General features: G+C 68.1%; 12 protein-coding genes. 4 read left to right on the forward strand and 8 right to left on the reverse strand.

Annotated elements, in window-relative coordinates; genetic code table 11:
• Window positions 1-125: 125 nt before the first annotated feature.
• Window positions 126-1,109, forward strand: a complete 984-nt coding sequence (locus ACL9RL_RS15670; RefSeq protein ID WP_422781209.1) for a glycoside hydrolase family 6 protein — start codon at window positions 126-128, stop codon at window positions 1,107-1,109.
• A gap of 58 nt (window positions 1,110-1,167) precedes the next feature.
• Entirely contained in the window at window positions 1,168-2,133 is a 966-nt protein-coding gene (locus ACL9RL_RS15675) for a response regulator transcription factor (protein ID WP_422781210.1), read from the forward strand.
• Window positions 2,134-2,258: 125 nt separating this feature from the next.
• Here ACL9RL_RS15675 and ACL9RL_RS15680 read toward each other — a convergent pair whose 3' ends face one another.
• Window positions 2,259-2,636 (reverse strand): hypothetical protein, encoded by a 378-nt coding sequence (locus ACL9RL_RS15680; RefSeq protein WP_422781211.1) that lies wholly within the window; start codon window positions 2,634-2,636, stop codon window positions 2,259-2,261.
• Window positions 2,636-4,132: a glycosyltransferase family 2 protein gene (locus ACL9RL_RS15685; RefSeq protein ID WP_422781212.1), complete on the reverse strand. Its 1,497-nt coding sequence runs from the start codon at window positions 4,130-4,132 to the stop codon at window positions 2,636-2,638. Before ACL9RL_RS15685 ends, ACL9RL_RS15680 begins: the two co-directional genes overlap by 1 nt.
• A 172-nt stretch (window positions 4,133-4,304) precedes the next feature.
• Between ACL9RL_RS15685 and ACL9RL_RS15690 the strand changes: the two genes are divergently transcribed.
• On the forward strand, window positions 4,305-4,976 hold the full coding sequence (locus ACL9RL_RS15690) for a hypothetical protein (protein ID WP_422781213.1): 672 nt from the start codon (window positions 4,305-4,307) through the stop codon (window positions 4,974-4,976).
• Between the two features lie 118 nt (window positions 4,977-5,094).
• On the opposite strand, the gene ACL9RL_RS15695 is transcribed toward ACL9RL_RS15690, so the two are convergent.
• The 4 genes from ACL9RL_RS15695 to ACL9RL_RS15710 all read right to left on the reverse strand — a co-directional run bounded on the left by ACL9RL_RS15695 (window position 5,095) and on the right by ACL9RL_RS15710 (window position 10,073).
• Complete coding sequence (locus ACL9RL_RS15695) at window positions 5,095-6,255, reverse strand: diguanylate cyclase domain-containing protein (protein WP_422781214.1); 1,161 nt, start codon at window positions 6,253-6,255, stop codon at window positions 5,095-5,097.
• Window positions 6,252-7,940: a sensor histidine kinase gene (locus ACL9RL_RS15700; RefSeq protein ID WP_422781215.1), complete on the reverse strand. Its 1,689-nt coding sequence runs from the start codon at window positions 7,938-7,940 to the stop codon at window positions 6,252-6,254. The genes ACL9RL_RS15695 and ACL9RL_RS15700 overlap by 4 nt, the downstream gene beginning before the upstream one ends.
• A 102-nt stretch (window positions 7,941-8,042) precedes the next feature.
• A complete protein-coding gene (locus tag ACL9RL_RS15705) occupies window positions 8,043-9,536 on the reverse strand; it encodes an aspartate aminotransferase family protein (RefSeq protein WP_422781216.1) in 1,494 nt (497 codons plus the stop codon).
• Window positions 9,537-9,590: 54 nt separating this feature from the next.
• Window positions 9,591-10,073, reverse strand: coding sequence for an Lrp/AsnC family transcriptional regulator (locus ACL9RL_RS15710; RefSeq protein WP_422781217.1), 483 nt, complete (start codon window positions 10,071-10,073; stop codon window positions 9,591-9,593).
• 249 nt (window positions 10,074-10,322) lie between these two features.
• On the opposite strand from ACL9RL_RS15710, the gene ACL9RL_RS15715 reads away from it, so the two are divergent.
• Window positions 10,323-11,144 carry a PP2C family protein-serine/threonine phosphatase gene (locus tag ACL9RL_RS15715; RefSeq protein WP_422781218.1) on the forward strand — a complete coding sequence of 274 codons (822 nt, stop codon included), beginning with the start codon at window positions 10,323-10,325 and terminating at the stop codon, window positions 11,142-11,144.
• Between the two features lie 1,196 nt (window positions 11,145-12,340).
• Here ACL9RL_RS15715 and ACL9RL_RS15720 read toward each other — a convergent pair.
• Window positions 12,341-13,333: an asparaginase gene (locus ACL9RL_RS15720; RefSeq protein ID WP_422781219.1), complete on the reverse strand. Its 993-nt coding sequence runs from the start codon at window positions 13,331-13,333 to the stop codon at window positions 12,341-12,343.
• 23 nt (window positions 13,334-13,356) lie between these two features.
• Window positions 13,357-14,727 carry a 4-aminobutyrate--2-oxoglutarate transaminase gene (gabT, locus tag ACL9RL_RS15725; protein WP_422781220.1) on the reverse strand — a complete coding sequence of 457 codons (1,371 nt, stop codon included), beginning with the start codon at window positions 14,725-14,727 and terminating at the stop codon, window positions 13,357-13,359.
• Window positions 14,728-14,788: the final 61 nt, after the last annotated feature.

Genomic DNA, 14,788 nt, shown 5'->3' on the forward strand with positions numbered 1-14,788 from the left:
TGTCCGGCGCGGGCTGTCCGGTGCGGGCCTGCCCGGCACCACACCGGAATTGCTGAAAAACGGTCGGGATGTCAGGCGCGGGCCCGGTTCTCGTGCACAATGGCACAAGACCTGCAGGAGGAACGGTGCCGAAAGACAAACGCGCGGGGCGCCGCGTCCGGAATTCGATCGTGTGGGGCGTCGTCGCCGTGGTCGTGGCGACCGCCGCGCTCGTCGCAGTGATGATCGGACGCGCCGCATCGGCCGATGAGGGCCCCTTCGCCGGTGCGCAGCTGTACGTCTATCCGGACTCTGCGGCGGCGAAAGCCGTCAAGACGTCGACCGGCGACGCCAAGACGGCCGCCAAGCAGCTCGCGGCCCAACCGACCGCGATCTGGTTGCTCCCGGAGCGCTTCCCGACCGCGACGGTCGGTCGGACGGTGGACGGCATCGTGCAGCAGGCTGCGTCGACCGGCCGCATGCCCGTCTTCGTCGTGTACGGCATCCCACAACGGGACTGCGGCAACCAGTCGGCCGGCGGAACCGCATCGGCCGACTACCAGGACTGGGTCGGGGAGATCGCAGGGGCCCTGAAAGACCACAAGGTCGCCGTCATCATGGAACCGGACGCCGTCGCCCTCGCACCCGATTGCGGCAACCAGGCGGAACGCATGTCCCAGCTCAAGCAGGCGACGAAGCAGCTGACCGCGGCGGGCGCCGACGTCTACCTCGACGGCGGGCACTCCACCTGGCGACCGGCGAGCGAGATGGCGACGCTCCTCCGCGAGGCCGGAATCGATGACGCGCGCGGCTTCGCGACGAACGTCTCCAACTACAACGCGACCGACTCCGAACTGCACTACGCGGCCCAGCTGAGCGAGCTCCTCGGTGGCAAGCCGTTCGTCATCGACACCTCGCGCAACGGCAGCGGATCCAACGGCGACTGGTGCAATCCGGCCGGTCGGACAGTCGGTGCGGAACCGCTCAGCGTGACCGCGCCACACCTCGACGCGAACCTCTGGATCAAGGCGCCGGGAGAGAGCGACGGAGAGTGCGGCGGTGGCCCCCAGGCTGGGGTATGGTGGCCACAGCGAGCGAGTGAGCTCGCACAGGGTTTCAGCGCATGGTAGCGACGGTGTCGACCACATCCCGGTCCGGATGTGCTGGTACGGCCGGGAAGAGAGAGTCGTGACGTCACAGGGTGGGAATGAACGCCGGACGGCAGTCGTCATCGAGGACGACGCCGACATCAGGCAGCTCTTGGAAACGGTCCTGGAGCAGGCCGGATTCGACACGGTGTCCGCGGCGAACGGACTCGACGGCGTCGAGGCCGTCCGCTCGCACCAGCCGCTCGTGACGACGCTGGATGTGAGCATGCCAGGCATCGACGGGTTCGAGGCCGCCAAGCGCATCCGCGCCATCAGCGACACGTACATCGTGATGCTGACCGCTCGCGGCGACGAGATCGACACCCTGCAGGGCCTCGACTCCGGCGCCGACGACTACATGACGAAGCCGTTCCGTCCCCGAGAGCTCCGCGCGCGCATCGAGGCGATGCTCCGACGTCCGCGGATCGGCGGCGACGGGTCCGCTGAATCCCAGGGCCAGCAGACCCAGCAGCAGCCGGTGCAGTACCTGCAGGCATCGCCCGTCGGTCAGCCGGCCGTGCAGGGCTTGCCGCAGGGGCAGATGCTCGACCAGCACCAGCTCGTCGAGGCCGGACCGGCGACAGGACCCAACCAGATCGCCCGCCACGTCGCGCCGTCGCTGCCCGTCGTCGCACCGATCATCCTGCCGCCGCAGGTCGAGTCGGACCCGGAGACCGAGGGATGGCTCATCCACCGCGGCCTCCGGCTCAGCCCGGCCACGCGCATCGTGGAGATCGAAGGGACGGAGATCGATCTGACCCGCAGCGAGTTCGAACTCCTGCAGGCGCTGATGGAGTCGCGGCGCCGCGTCCGCAGCAAGGCGGACCTCGCGTTGATGCTCCGCGGCGAGAGCTACGTGACGGCCTACTACGTGAGCGAGGCCGACAAGCGCGCCATCGAGGTCCACCTCGCGAACCTCCGCCGGAAGCTCGCGGACAGCACGGTCGCTCCCCGGTTCATCGAGACCGTCCGCGGTGTCGGCTACCGGATGACCTCCGACGACTAGCCGCTCGCCCGCCCAGCCACCCTGCCCACCGGCCCAAGCCCGCGAGTTGTCACTCGTGGCGGCTTCGACGTGGGTCTGAACGACCACGACTGACAGTTCGCGGGCCGAAGCCGGCGGTGAAGCGGCTAGCGTCCGAGCATCGACTCGGTCGCCTCGAGCTCCAGGAGCCGCTCGCACGCACGATCGCCGGACTCCGCCAGGAGGTCGCGCACGTGACGGCACTCGATCAGGTCGTGCCGTTCGAGGGCGTGCAGCCCCTGCGTCGCCAGATGCGCGAGACCGGTCACACCGAGCATAACGCTCGAGGACCGGATGCTCAGCAGCACGACCTTGGTCTCGTCGAGGTCGTCGTCATCGATCGCCGCGACCAGACGCGACAGCCTCGTGGGCCACATCTCGACATAGGTGCGCACAAAACGCCGACGGCTGAGAAGGTCGCCCGAGAGTTCTCGGAGCAACCTTCTCAGCTCGTCGGCGCTGACGCCCGTATGGTCGAGATCCATCACACCCGGTATCCGCGCTGACGACGGATCAGCTTGCCGAACATACTGAGCGTCTGGAGGACGGTGATGACGCCGAGGACCGGCCAACCGGCCCAGAGGATCGTGGACTGGACGACGGGGGAGAGCTGGGTCCACGCCGCGACGATCGCGATGATCGCTGCGAGGACGAAGAGGAGGGGTGCGAGGTGCGCGTTGCCTGAGCCGCGCTCGGCCTTGGCCTGCTCCGCCCAGTTGTCGACCTTCTTGTTGCTCGCGAACTTCGTCCACGCCCGGATGAAGTGCCCCATCCGGATCCACATGTAGAACTCGGCCGGGAAGATCAGGACGGCGAACAGGATGTCGCGGATGTTGCGGTTCTTCATCGACAGCGCGATGCGCAGGTTGAGGAGGATGGCGACGATCGGCGGGATGAGCCAGACGGGGCTGAACACGAACGCGTGGATGGAGAGCGAACCGGCGAGCAGCACAACGAACAGGACTCGCGTCACCATGTTGAGCAGCATCTCGGCGTTCTCGAGCCAGCGGAGACGCAGGTTCGGGTGGAACGGCTGGCCCTTGGTGTCGCCACGCTGTCCCGGCCACATGAGCTCGATGGCGCCGTAGTTCCACTTGACCTGCTGCGCGTCGAGCGAGCGGACGGTCGTCATGCCGCCGACATCGGCCCTGGCGCGGGCCGAGATCTTCGTGAGGTAGCCTGCACTCTTGATCTGGAGGGAGAGGAGCGAGTCCTCCACCTCCGAGTCCTTGACCCACGGCGTCGACTGGTGGTTCTGCTCCATGGCGTCGCGCAGGGCCTGCACCGAGAAGATCGAGTACTGACCGCCGAGCACCGCCATGTTGCGGCCGCGCAGCATGTTCTGCATGTTGAACGCCGCGAACTGCGTGCGCTGACCGGCGATGAGGAACGCCGGCATCAGCTGCTTGGCGAACGGCTTGTCGTCGATCGAGTAGATGGCCGAGATGCCGCCGATGCGGGTGTCCGAGACGATCTCCGCCTCGAGCGACTCGATCGCGTTGGTCTCGGCGACCGTGTCGCCGTCGACGCCGAGCAGGTAGTCGTACCCCTCCACGAGCGTGAACCCGTAGTTGAGCGCGCCGACCTTCTTGTCGGGGTTCTTGCCGATGTCGTGGATGAAGACCTCGGTGAACTGCTCCATGCCCTCGGCGTCGAGGGTCGAGTGCGGCCCTGCGTACGGTGCAGCGACATCGACCGACTTGTCCGTCGTGTTGTTGATGATGACGTGGATCACGTCGGGGAGGCGCGTCTGCGCCAGCAACGATTCGAGCACCTGGGGCAGGGTCTCCTCCTCGTTGTAGGCGGGGACGATGCACCCGATCGTGGCGCGGGCCTCCTGGAGCGAGTTGACGGAGTCGATGAACTCATTCGCGGACGCTTCAAGTTCGGGTGCGAGAAGCGGCTGCGTGTGAATGTATCGTCCGTCCGTCGTCTTCGCGGCCGACCGAGCGCTACCGGGGCGAGCTTCGATATCAGACATCCTGGGTCCTGTTCCTGTTGGATCGGGTGCAACGTCTCCGCGTCGCACTCATTACTCTGCCGTGCCGAGCACTGGTTCTCCGCGTGAATGCGGTAGCGTCGGCTCAGGATTTCCTCAAGATTGGCTGTGGCCCCCATTCGTGGGTGATGCCGCATGGACTAGGAGCACCCCGATGCAGCACTCCAGCACCACGAACCCGAACCGTGGAACCGCCCAGAAGGCCTCGAAGAGACGGCTTGCGAGGGCGGGTTCGGTTGTGCTCGCCGGGGCGCTCCTCCTGGCGCTGAGCGCCTGCGGGACGCCTCCGTGGGAGGCCGGAGGCACCGCCGCTCCGCACGCGAGCGCATCGAAGTCCGCAACGAAGGCCCCGCAGGTCACGGCCGTCCCGAACGAGCTGGCCGCCGGCAACGCGGTGCACACGCTCACGGCCGGCGCCGCGAGCCTCACGGCCACGTACTGGTCGACGCTGTCGATGGACAAGTGGACGGCGGCGGCGAACAAGCCGCTCAGCTTCTCCCTCATCGGCACGCTCGCGCCGGACGACGGACAGAACGTCTACCTGTCCCGGGTCACCCTCACGACCGCGGTGCACGGGCCGAAGGGCGAACTGCCGGCGCCCGCACCGTTCACCGACCAGACGACGGTCAACCCCGGGTACCTGATCAAGTCGCCGTACAGCTACAGCGAGACGTTCGTCCTGCCGGAGATCGACCCCGCGGCGACCGGCGTGACGCTCACGATCACGTATGAGCTGCTCATCCAGTCGGCGCCGCTCGCGACCGACTACGCCAAGCAGACCGCCGTCGACTCGCTCACGGTCGCGATCGCGCCGAAGCCGGAGTGACGGCTCGGTACGCGACTGCTGCCGACCGAGCGGCCTGAGCGTCCCGAGACCCTGAGCGTCCTGAAACTCTGAACGGCCCGAAACCCCGAGCGGCCCGCGGCCCGCGCGCTCAGCGTCCTCAGACGTTCGCGGCGATGATCGTCCGATTGCCGCCGGCCTCCGCAGCCCGAGCGCTCGCCGCACGGGCCGCCTCGATCAGGGTGGCGACGTCGTACCCGATGAAGTCGGTCAGTGCTATGCCGACGCTCGCGGTCGGCCGGAGCCTCGGCGTCGTCTCGACCGGGTGGTCGAGCAGACCCTCCTGGATGCTCCGGGCCGCCTGGAGCGCAGAATCCGCGTCTTCGGCCGGCGTCGCGATGAGCACACACCCCGTGCCGTCCTCACCGATGTCCGACACGGTCGGTCCGTACCGTCGCACCGAGGCGATGAAGTCGCTCGCGACCTGACTGCTGAAGCCGGCGCCGAAGGCGGTCCGCACCTCCAGGAGGTCGTCGAGGCGGACGTGCAGGATCGCGAGCTGTTCGTCGTGGAACTCCGCACGGTCGAGCCAGTCGGTCGTGATCCGCTCGAACGATTCGCTCAACAGGACGTCGTCGTTCGTATACGCGACGATGCTGCCGTGCCGTCTGCTCGCAGGCGCCGCCCGCTCCGCCCGGATGATCGAGAGCGTGATCGTCGCGACGATGAGCAGCACGATGAGCAGCAGCGACGCGGAGGACGTGCTGAAGATCGTGGTGAAGAGGGTCCCCTCCGTCCCCTCGACCAGCAGGACGATGAAGCGCCCGGCGAAGAACAGGCTCGCGATGATGAGGGCGACGGTGAAGCCTCGTGAACTCGGGTTGTCGCCCATCGCACCGATGAGGGTCTCAGCCGCGGCGAGACCGGTGAAGACGGAGATGCAGACGAACATCACCCCTGAACCGGCCCAGTAGCCGCCGGTCGGACCGGCAGCGACCACGCCGACTGCTGCTGCGGCCGTTCCGATGAGCGCGACCCAGAGGAGCCCCGGTTTGCCGTTGAACAGGCGGGCGCCGGACCACAGCGCCGCCATGCTGAGCACGTAGCTGGCGTTTCCGGCGGCGATCGCCCACCATGCGTCGGGGCTCATCGCCGCGACGAGGTAGGAGAAGCTCGTGAACATGCCGGCCATGTACGACACGGACCAGACGCGTCCGGCCGGGTCGTCCTTCCGCAGGAACGTGTTCAGGATGAACGTCGCGCCCGTGACGAACACCACGAGGGCGCTCGCGATGGAGATGGTCGCCGGGTCGATGTTCATGCGCTCACGCCTCTCGGGATGCGGACGACCGCGGTTGTGCCCTCGCCGAGCACACTGTGGACCGTGAGGTCTCCGCCGTGCAGCCGGACGATGTCTCGACTGATCGCGAGCCCGAGGCCGCTGCCGTGCACGGTCGAGTTGCGGACGAGGTCGGAGCGGAAGAAGCGCTCGAAGAGCTTCGACTGATCCTCCTCGGAGATGCCGATGCCGCCGTCGCGGACGATGACCCAGGCGGTGTCGCCCTCCGCGGTCACACCGATGCTCAACTCGCCGCCGTCGCGGTTGTACTTGATCGCGTTGGAGAGCAGGTTGTCGACGACCTGACGCAGTCTGAACGGATCGGCGAAGAGCTCGACGTCCTCCTCGTCGTGGCGTTCGACCGTGATGCCGCGCTCCGCCGCCCTGGGGCTGAGCGACTCGATCGACCGCTCGACGATCTCCCGCAGGTCGCACGTCGTGCGCTCGAGTTCCATCGTCCGGTTCGCGTCGCGGGAGGCAGCGAGGATGTCGGCGATGAGTTCGAGGAGCCGGTCGCCGTTGGTCTGGGCGATCGTCAGCTGCTTGGCGACGCGAGGCGGGAGATCCGGATCGTCGAGCGCGAGGTCGAGGTACCCGAGGATGGAGGTGAGCGGGGTCCGCAGCTCGTGGGAGACCGATGCGACGAGGTCGTCGCGCGCACGCACGGCGTTGATCTCCGCCGTCACGTTCCGGGACACCAGAACGGTCCCGTCATAGTCGCCGTCGTGGTCGTAGAGCCGCCTGGAGGTCATGGCGAGGGCAACACGCTCCGTGCCTGGCCCGCCCAACCAGACGATGAGGTTGTCGAACTCCTCACCGCCGCGTGCGCGGAGGAACGGCTTCTCGGCGGGTTCGAGTTGCACGATCCCGTCCGCCGCCCACACCGGGACGTTCGGGTCGATGTCGGAGAACGCGCCCATCTCCTCCTGCAGCTTCGACTGGAACCGGTTGACCATGGCGCGTGCGCCGAGCCGGTCGAAGCGGACGACGCCGAAGTTGACCGCGTTCAGGATCTCGGCCAGGCGCCGCTCCTGCTCCTGTGCCCGCCAGAGCGCCGTCTCCAACTGTCCGGCCTGCTTGTTGAGCAGGACGCGTTGCGCCTCCCCGCGCTTGGCCGTCAGCGTCGTCGACGTCGCGACGAAGGCGAGGACCATCGGGAGGACGATGAGCTGCGGCAGGCTCGCGATCGTCAGCGGGGACGGCGAGAAGACGATGTTGCTCCACGCGGACAGGCAGACGAGCACCATGCTCGTGACTGCGCCGAAGACGCCGAACGACGCCGACATCCAGATCACGGGGAACACCCACAGCAATCCGGCGCCGATCTGCGGTTCGCCCTGCCGGACGAACTCGATCGCGATGATGTCGATGATGGGCAGGATGATGAGGAGCTTCGGGATGCGGTTCCACGGGATGATCGGCGAGATGGCCGTCGCGACGAACGCGAGGATGATGCCGGCGTAGAACAGCAGGGAGGAGTTGTCGACGCCCTGGAACAGGATCGTGGAGAACAGCACGGCGACGACCGCGAGACCGAACAGCAGCTGCGGGAACGCGCCGAACCCGCTCAACCGATTGACGGGCTGTCCGGCGATCGCATCGAGCGGAGACGGAGGGAGGTCGTTGGGTGACGGCTCCGTCGACCGCTCGATCCCATTCTCAGACATGGCACGAGAGTACCGCGACCGACACCCGTTGGTGGGACACCCCGTCGTTCGGGGGTCGGTGTTTTCCCGGAGTCAGGCTGGTCAGCGGCGGGTCACGGCGCGTCAGAGACGCGACCACGCCTCGCCGAGCACACCCCGCAGGATCTGGCCGATCTCTGCGAACTCCGCCGGTCCCGTCGTCAGGGGAGGGGCGAGCTGGATGACGGGGTCGCCGCGATCGTCCGCCCGGCAGTACAGACCGGCCTCGAAGAGCGCCTCGGAGAGGAATCCGCGCAGCAGCCGCTCGGACTCGTCGTCGTCGAACGTCGCCTTCGTCGCCTTGTCCTTCACGAGCTCGATCCCGAAGAAGTACCCGTCGCCACGGACGTCGCCGACGATCGGCAGATCCAGCAGCTGTTCGAGCTCTGCCCGGAACAACGGCGAGTTCTCCCGCACGCGTTCGTTGAGCCGTTCCTCCTCGAAGATGTCGAGATTCTCGAGCGCGACGGCCGCCGAGACGGGGTGGCCGGCGAAGGTGTAGCCGTGGGCGAAGCTCGTCTGCCCCGTGCGGAACGGCTCGTACACGCGGTCGCTCACGATCGTCGCGCCGATGGGCGAGTATCCGCTCGTCATCGCCTTCGCGCACGTGATCATGTCGGGGACGAACCCGTATTCGTCGCACGCGAACATGCGGCCGATGCGCCCGAACGCGCAGATGACCTCGTCGCTCACGAGGAGCACGTCGTAGGTGTCGCAGATCTCCCGCACCCTGGCGAAGTAGCCGGGCGGGGGAGGGAAGCATCCGCCGGCGTTCTGCACCGGCTCGAGGAACACGGCCGCGACGGTCTCCGGACCTTCGAAGAGGATCATCTCCTCGATGCGGTTCGCCGCCCAACGGCCGAAGGCCTCGAGGTCGTCGCCGTGCTCCGGTGCACGATAGAAGTTCGTGTTCGGCACCCGGAACCCTCCGGGGGTGACGGGTTCGAACATCGCCTTCATCGCCGGGATCCCCGTGATCGCCAGGGCGCCCTGCGGCGTGCCGTGATAGGCCACGGCGCGGGAGACGACCTTGTGCTTGCCCGGCTTGCCCTGCAGCTTCCAGAACTGCTTGGCGAGTTTGAAGGCCGTCTCGACGGCCTCGCCGCCGCCTGTCGAGAAGAACACCCGGTTGAGGTCGCCTGGGGCGTAGTCCGCCAGGCGGTCGGCGAGCTCGATCGCCGCAGGATGGGCATAGGACCAGACGGGGAAGAACGCGAGCTCCGACGCCTGCTTCGCCGCCGCGTGCGCGAGGCGTTCACGGCCGTGGCCGGCGTTGACGACGAACAGGCCGGACAGCGCGTCGATGTACCGCTTGCCCGTTGTGTCCCAGATGTGATGGCCGCTGCCCCTCGCGATGATCGGGACGCCGCCGGGGGAGTCGTACGCCGACTGCCGGGCGAAGTGCATCCAGAGGTGGTCCTTGGCCTTGGCATGCAGGGCTGCGGTGTCGTAGGCGCGGGGGCCTGTGTCGCCTGTGTCGGTGTTGCCTGTTTCGGTGCCTGTGTTGTCGGTGCCTGTGTTCTCAGTGCCTGTGTTGTCGGTGCCTGTGTTCTCAGTGCCTGTGTTCTCTGTGCTCATCCGTGTGCTCCTCGTCGAGTCGGATCGTGCCGGTGCTGCTGGTCGTGCGCAGCGCTACCTGGTGCCCCAGTCGTAGCGCTGCTTGTGGAGGCGGAGGTAGACGAAGGTTTCGGTGCTCGCGACACCCTCGATGGCCCTGATCTCGTCGTTCAGGAGCGCGATGAGCTCCTCGTCGTCCTCGCAGACGACCTCGACGAGGATGTCGAAGGAGCCGGCGGTCAGCACGACGTAGTCGACGGCGCTCAATTCCGCGAGGCGCGCGGCGACCTCTCTGGTGTCACCGGCGGCGCGGACGCCGATCATCGCCTGCCTCGTGAATCCCAGCTGCAGGGGGTCGGTCACGGCGACGATCTGGATGGTGCCGGACTCGGTGAGCTTCTGCACCCGCTGTCTCACGGCGGCCTCGCTCAGCCCGACGGCCTTCCCGATCTCCGCGTAGGAGCGTCGGCCGTCCGTCTGCAACTGTTCGATGATGGCTTTGGAGATCTCGTCCGGCCCGGTGGCGCGTGCGGTCACGTCGGAGGAGATTCGAGTCATGCGTCGATTGTGACATCGAGAGACTCGCCCGGCAAGCGATTCCGTTTTTGTTGCGGCCTGATACGGACGAGATCGTCAGCATCGGCAGGATATGCAACGTATCTCGCGAATTCTGGTGCCGTGGTCTGCCTGCATCTGCCGGGCGTCGGGTGCGGATCGCCAGAGCGTCGGCTCGGATGATGCCCGTTCCCGTACTATCGTCGTGGGTGCACTTGCCGACCGGCCGGTGCGAGCGAAGAGGAGCCCGACGTGACCGAGCACGGGGAACGCATCGTCACCCTGCCCGATGGACAGCACCTGTCGCTTGCATGGGCAGCGATCACGGACGTCGGCAAACGACGCGAACTGAACGAGGACACGCTCGTCGCCATCCCGCCCGTCTTCGCCGTCGCTGACGGCATGGGAGGGCACTCGGCGGGCGAGGTCGCCAGCGCCGCGGTCGCGAAGCAGCTCACCGCCGCAACGGAGGGGGCGGAGATCCTCACCGTCGAGGGACTCGTCGAAGCCTTGCGCCTCGCCGTCGCCGACATGATCGACAACGCCGGCGAAGGCGAACTGGGCATGGGGACAACCGTGACCGGCGTCATCCTCACCTCGGACGAGGGCGCAGGGCGCCTCGCCGTCTTCAACATCGGCGACTCCCGCGTCTACCGCTTGCTGGATACGGAACTCCAGCAGATCACCGAGGACCACTCGATCGTCCAGGAGCTCATCCGCGCCGGTGCGATCAGCCCGGAGGAAGCGGAGTTCCACCCCAACAGCAACATGATCACGCGGGCCGTCGGGCCGTCCGACGACCCGATCCCGGATGTCGAACTCCTTCCCATCGAGACCGGAGCCAGGTGGCTCATCTGCTCGGACGGGCTCACCAAAGAACTCACCGATCACGGGATCTGGTACTTCCTCACCGAGGGGAAGACGCCGGTCGACGCCGCGGAACTGCTCGTGCGGGCCGCCCTCGACAACGGCGGGCGTGACAACGTGAGCGTCGTCGTCCTCGACATCGCCGACCCGGTCGCCGTCGCCACCGGACAGACGGCCGTTGTGACCGGTTCGGTGCCGACGAACTGATCGCGACCGGCGTTGCCGCGTTGCTGTGTCGCCGTGTTGCTGAGTGGCTGAGGTGCCGCGTTCCTGCGCCGCCGGAGTCTCCTCCACAGGAGGCTGCTGAGGCCGTGTTGTCCACAATCCGACGGCTTCGTCGATCGAGCCGCACCACGGCTTGATTCACTGAGTGGATGACCGGACGACATCACCACCGAACCAGCCGCCGCGCACGGCAAGGGGCGTTCCCGGTGCTCGTGGCCGTTGTGCCCGTCGTGTTCGCGGTGCTGCTCTTCGCCGTCACCGGGCGGCTGGAACCCCTGTGGTGCCTCGCACTCTGCCCGGTCATGTTCCTCGCCTGGCTCGTCGAGCAACGCCGGAGTGCGCGGCTGGCGCGTGCCGGCGAGGCCCGAGCCGCCGCCAGGGCCGTTGTCGAGGCAGCGGAACAGGCGGCGCTCGCGCTCGCCGAGGAGCGTGCCGGCATCGAGGAGGACTGGCCGATGAGCGCAGCGCTCGTGACGCGCCTTGCGGACGGAGACCGCAGCATGCGCTGTGTGGGTGACGTCGGCTGCGGTGGCCCTCGACGTCGACTCGTCGCCATCGGACGCGGGGCGGTCGCCGCTGGGAGCCGGCTCGACCAGGCGCCTCTGCAGCCCGTGGTCGTCGATGTCGCGTCCGGAATCACGATCGTCGCCGGGTGGGCCCTGGCGCGGTCGATCGCGCGCAATGTGGTGCTGCAGCTCATCGCGTCTTCGATCACAAGCGATGTCCGGGAATCGCCGGACGCACTCGAGATGCAGGGCGCACTCGACGTGCTGGACGCGCTGGACCGGCTTCAGCCGGGGGCCGCGGACTCGTCAGCTCCTGTGACGGGCGCCACTGGTTCAAGTGCCACGGGTTCCGGCGCCACGCAGGCCACTGAGCATGAAGCGGTCCTGCTGGTCGCCGGGGTCGAGGTCCGGATGATCGATGCGCACACGGTCGACGTGGTCGCCGGGACGGCGCTCGGCCTCGCTGCGAACCCCGCGGCGGGTGTCGCCGGCAGTGTCGGCCTGCGCAGGGTTCGGCGAGGGGTCGTCCTCGTCGTCGGTCTCGACGGGATCGCGACGCTGTGGTGCACGGCCGGCCCGACGACGATCGTGCCGGCCGTGCTCGGTCGCACACAAGCCCGCCTGGCGGTCGCGGCGGGACCACAGCCCGACCGCCGCCGGGCCGCGACTGCCTCAGACGGTGGTGACGCGGATCGATCCGACCTGCGCTGCTCCGCCGGCGATCGCGAGCCCGAGTTCCGGAACGAGCTGGTCGACGGCCTCCGAGGAGATGCTGCCGACCGACGCCAGGAGACGCAGACCGATGATCGTTGACGCCCGCAGCGAACCGTCGAGGACCTTGAGCGCGACCGTGGCTCCGCCGGGGGAGGACATCACCATCACGCCCTCTGCGCCGAGCTTCGCGAAGATCCCGAGACGTTCGATCACGAGGGTGTTCGCGCGGCCGGGACCGTCGAGCGCCCATCCGTTCGCGAGGACGGCCGCCGTCAGCAGCCCGGCGTTGCGATACAACGCGAACGGCGACGTCGGAGACGACCCGACGACCCTGCCGATGCCGCGTGCCAGCCCGTTGAGCGAGATCGCGAACACCGGCGCCCCGCATCCGTCGACCCCCGTGGCGGAGGGCTTCTCACCCGTGAACCGCTCGATGGTGTCGCGGACCGCGAGCTGCAGCGGATGTGCCGGATCGAGGTAGGACGACGGATCCCACCCGTTCTGCGCACACGCGAGCAGCATGGCGGCGTGCTTGCCGGAGCAGTTCATGTACAACGGGCTCTGCCCGAGCGAATCGCGCACGAGTTCGTCGCGGCTGCGGGTGTCGCCCGGCCAATCGGCCGGGCACTGCAGTGCGGAATCGTCGATCCTGGCCCTCGCCAGGATCGACCGCACCACCTGAACGTGACGGTTCGTCCCAGCATGACTCGCCGTCGCGAGCACCGCCTGCGTGCCCTCGAGCGTGACGCCGGCCCCCATGATCGCGATCGCCTGGAACGGCTTCAAGCACGAGCGGGGGAAGATCGGCGCCGACGGGTCGCCGAACGACGCCAGGACGTCGCCCTCCGGCCCGAGCACAACGGCGGAACCTGCGTGTCTCGACTCGATGAAACCGCTGCGCTCCAGGACCGCAAGCTCAACGGCCTCGCCGAGACCGAACGTGCCTGTCACACCGTTGCCCGGGCCGCCAGCAATCACAGGGCTGCGAACGCCTGGTCGATGACCTCGATCGCGTCGGCGAGGAGCTCGTCCGTGACCGCGAGGCTCGGCAGGAAGCGCAGGACGTTGCCGTACGTGCCTGCCGTGAGGACCAGGACGCCCTGCTGAGCGGCAGCTGCGGCGATCGCGTTGACCGCTGCGGCGTTCGGCTCCTTCGTGGTAGAACCGGTGCCAGGCTGGACGAGCTCGATCGCGATCATCGCACCGATGCCGCGGACCTCGCCGATGATGTCGTACTTCTCGGCGAGCCCGTTGAGTGCAGCCGTGAGCGTGTTGCCGATGCGGGTGGCCTCGCCGAGGAGCGAGCGGCGCTCGATCGCGTCGAAGACGGCGACCGATGCCGCACACGCCACCGGGTTACCGCCGAACGTGCCGCCGAGGCCGCCGGGCTGGCTCGCATCCATGATCTCCGCGCGGCCCGTGACGGCGGCGAGGGGGAGACCGCCGGCGATGCCCTTCGCGCTCAGCACGAGGTCGGGGACGAGCCCGAGGTGCTCGCTCGCGAAGTACGCTCCGGTGCGGGCCATGCCGCTCTGGATCTCATCCGCGATGAACACGACGCCGTTGGCCGTGCACCAGTCCTGCAGTGCGGGGAGGAAGCCCTCTGCCGGGACGACGAAGCCGCCCTCGCCCTGGATGGGCTCGACGACGAGGCACGCGAGGTCGACGGCGCCGATGCGCTTCTCGAGGTACGCGATGGTGCGGGCCGCAGCCTGCTCACCCGTCAGGCCGTCGTGGTACGGGTAGGAGTTGGGTGCGTGGTACACGTCGCCGGCGAAGGGGCCGTAGCCGGTCGCGTACGGCGCAGCCTTGTAGTTCATGGCCATCGTCAGGTTGGTGCGGCCGTGGTAGCCGTGGTCGAGGACGGCGATGGCGCGGCGTCCGGTGTACTTGCGGGCGATCTTCACGCCGTTCTCCACCGCTTCTGCGCCGGAGTTCACCAGGACGCTCTTCTTCGCGAAGTCGCCCGGGGTGTGCTCTGCGAGGAGCTCTGCGACGCGCACGTACTCCTCGTACGGCGTGATCGTGAAGAGGGTGTGGAGCACATCGCCGGCCTGCTGACGGATGGCGTCGACGACCGACTCCTCCGTGTGGCCGATGGTGGTGACGCCGATGCCGGCGCCGAGGTCGATGAACTGGTTCCCGTCGACATCGACGACGATGCCGCCGTGCGCGCGCTCGATGTAGACCGGCAGCACACTCGTGACGCCATCGGAGACGACGGCGGTACGGCGGGCGTGGATGGCCTGCGAGCGCGGGCCGGGAACGGCCGTGACGATGCGTCGCTCCTGGGCCACGGGGGTGCTCGTGGTGGACGGAGTGGTGGTGTCGAGGGTGTCAGTCATAGTTGGACCAGCCTACTCCGGGCGTCGCCCGAGGACAGCTGGGAGGGAGGCGCGCGGTGAG

Source organism: Plantibacter sp. Mn2098 (assembly GCF_049319745.1).
In the GTDB taxonomy this organism is placed as follows: Bacteria; Actinomycetota; Actinomycetes; order Actinomycetales; family Microbacteriaceae; genus Plantibacter.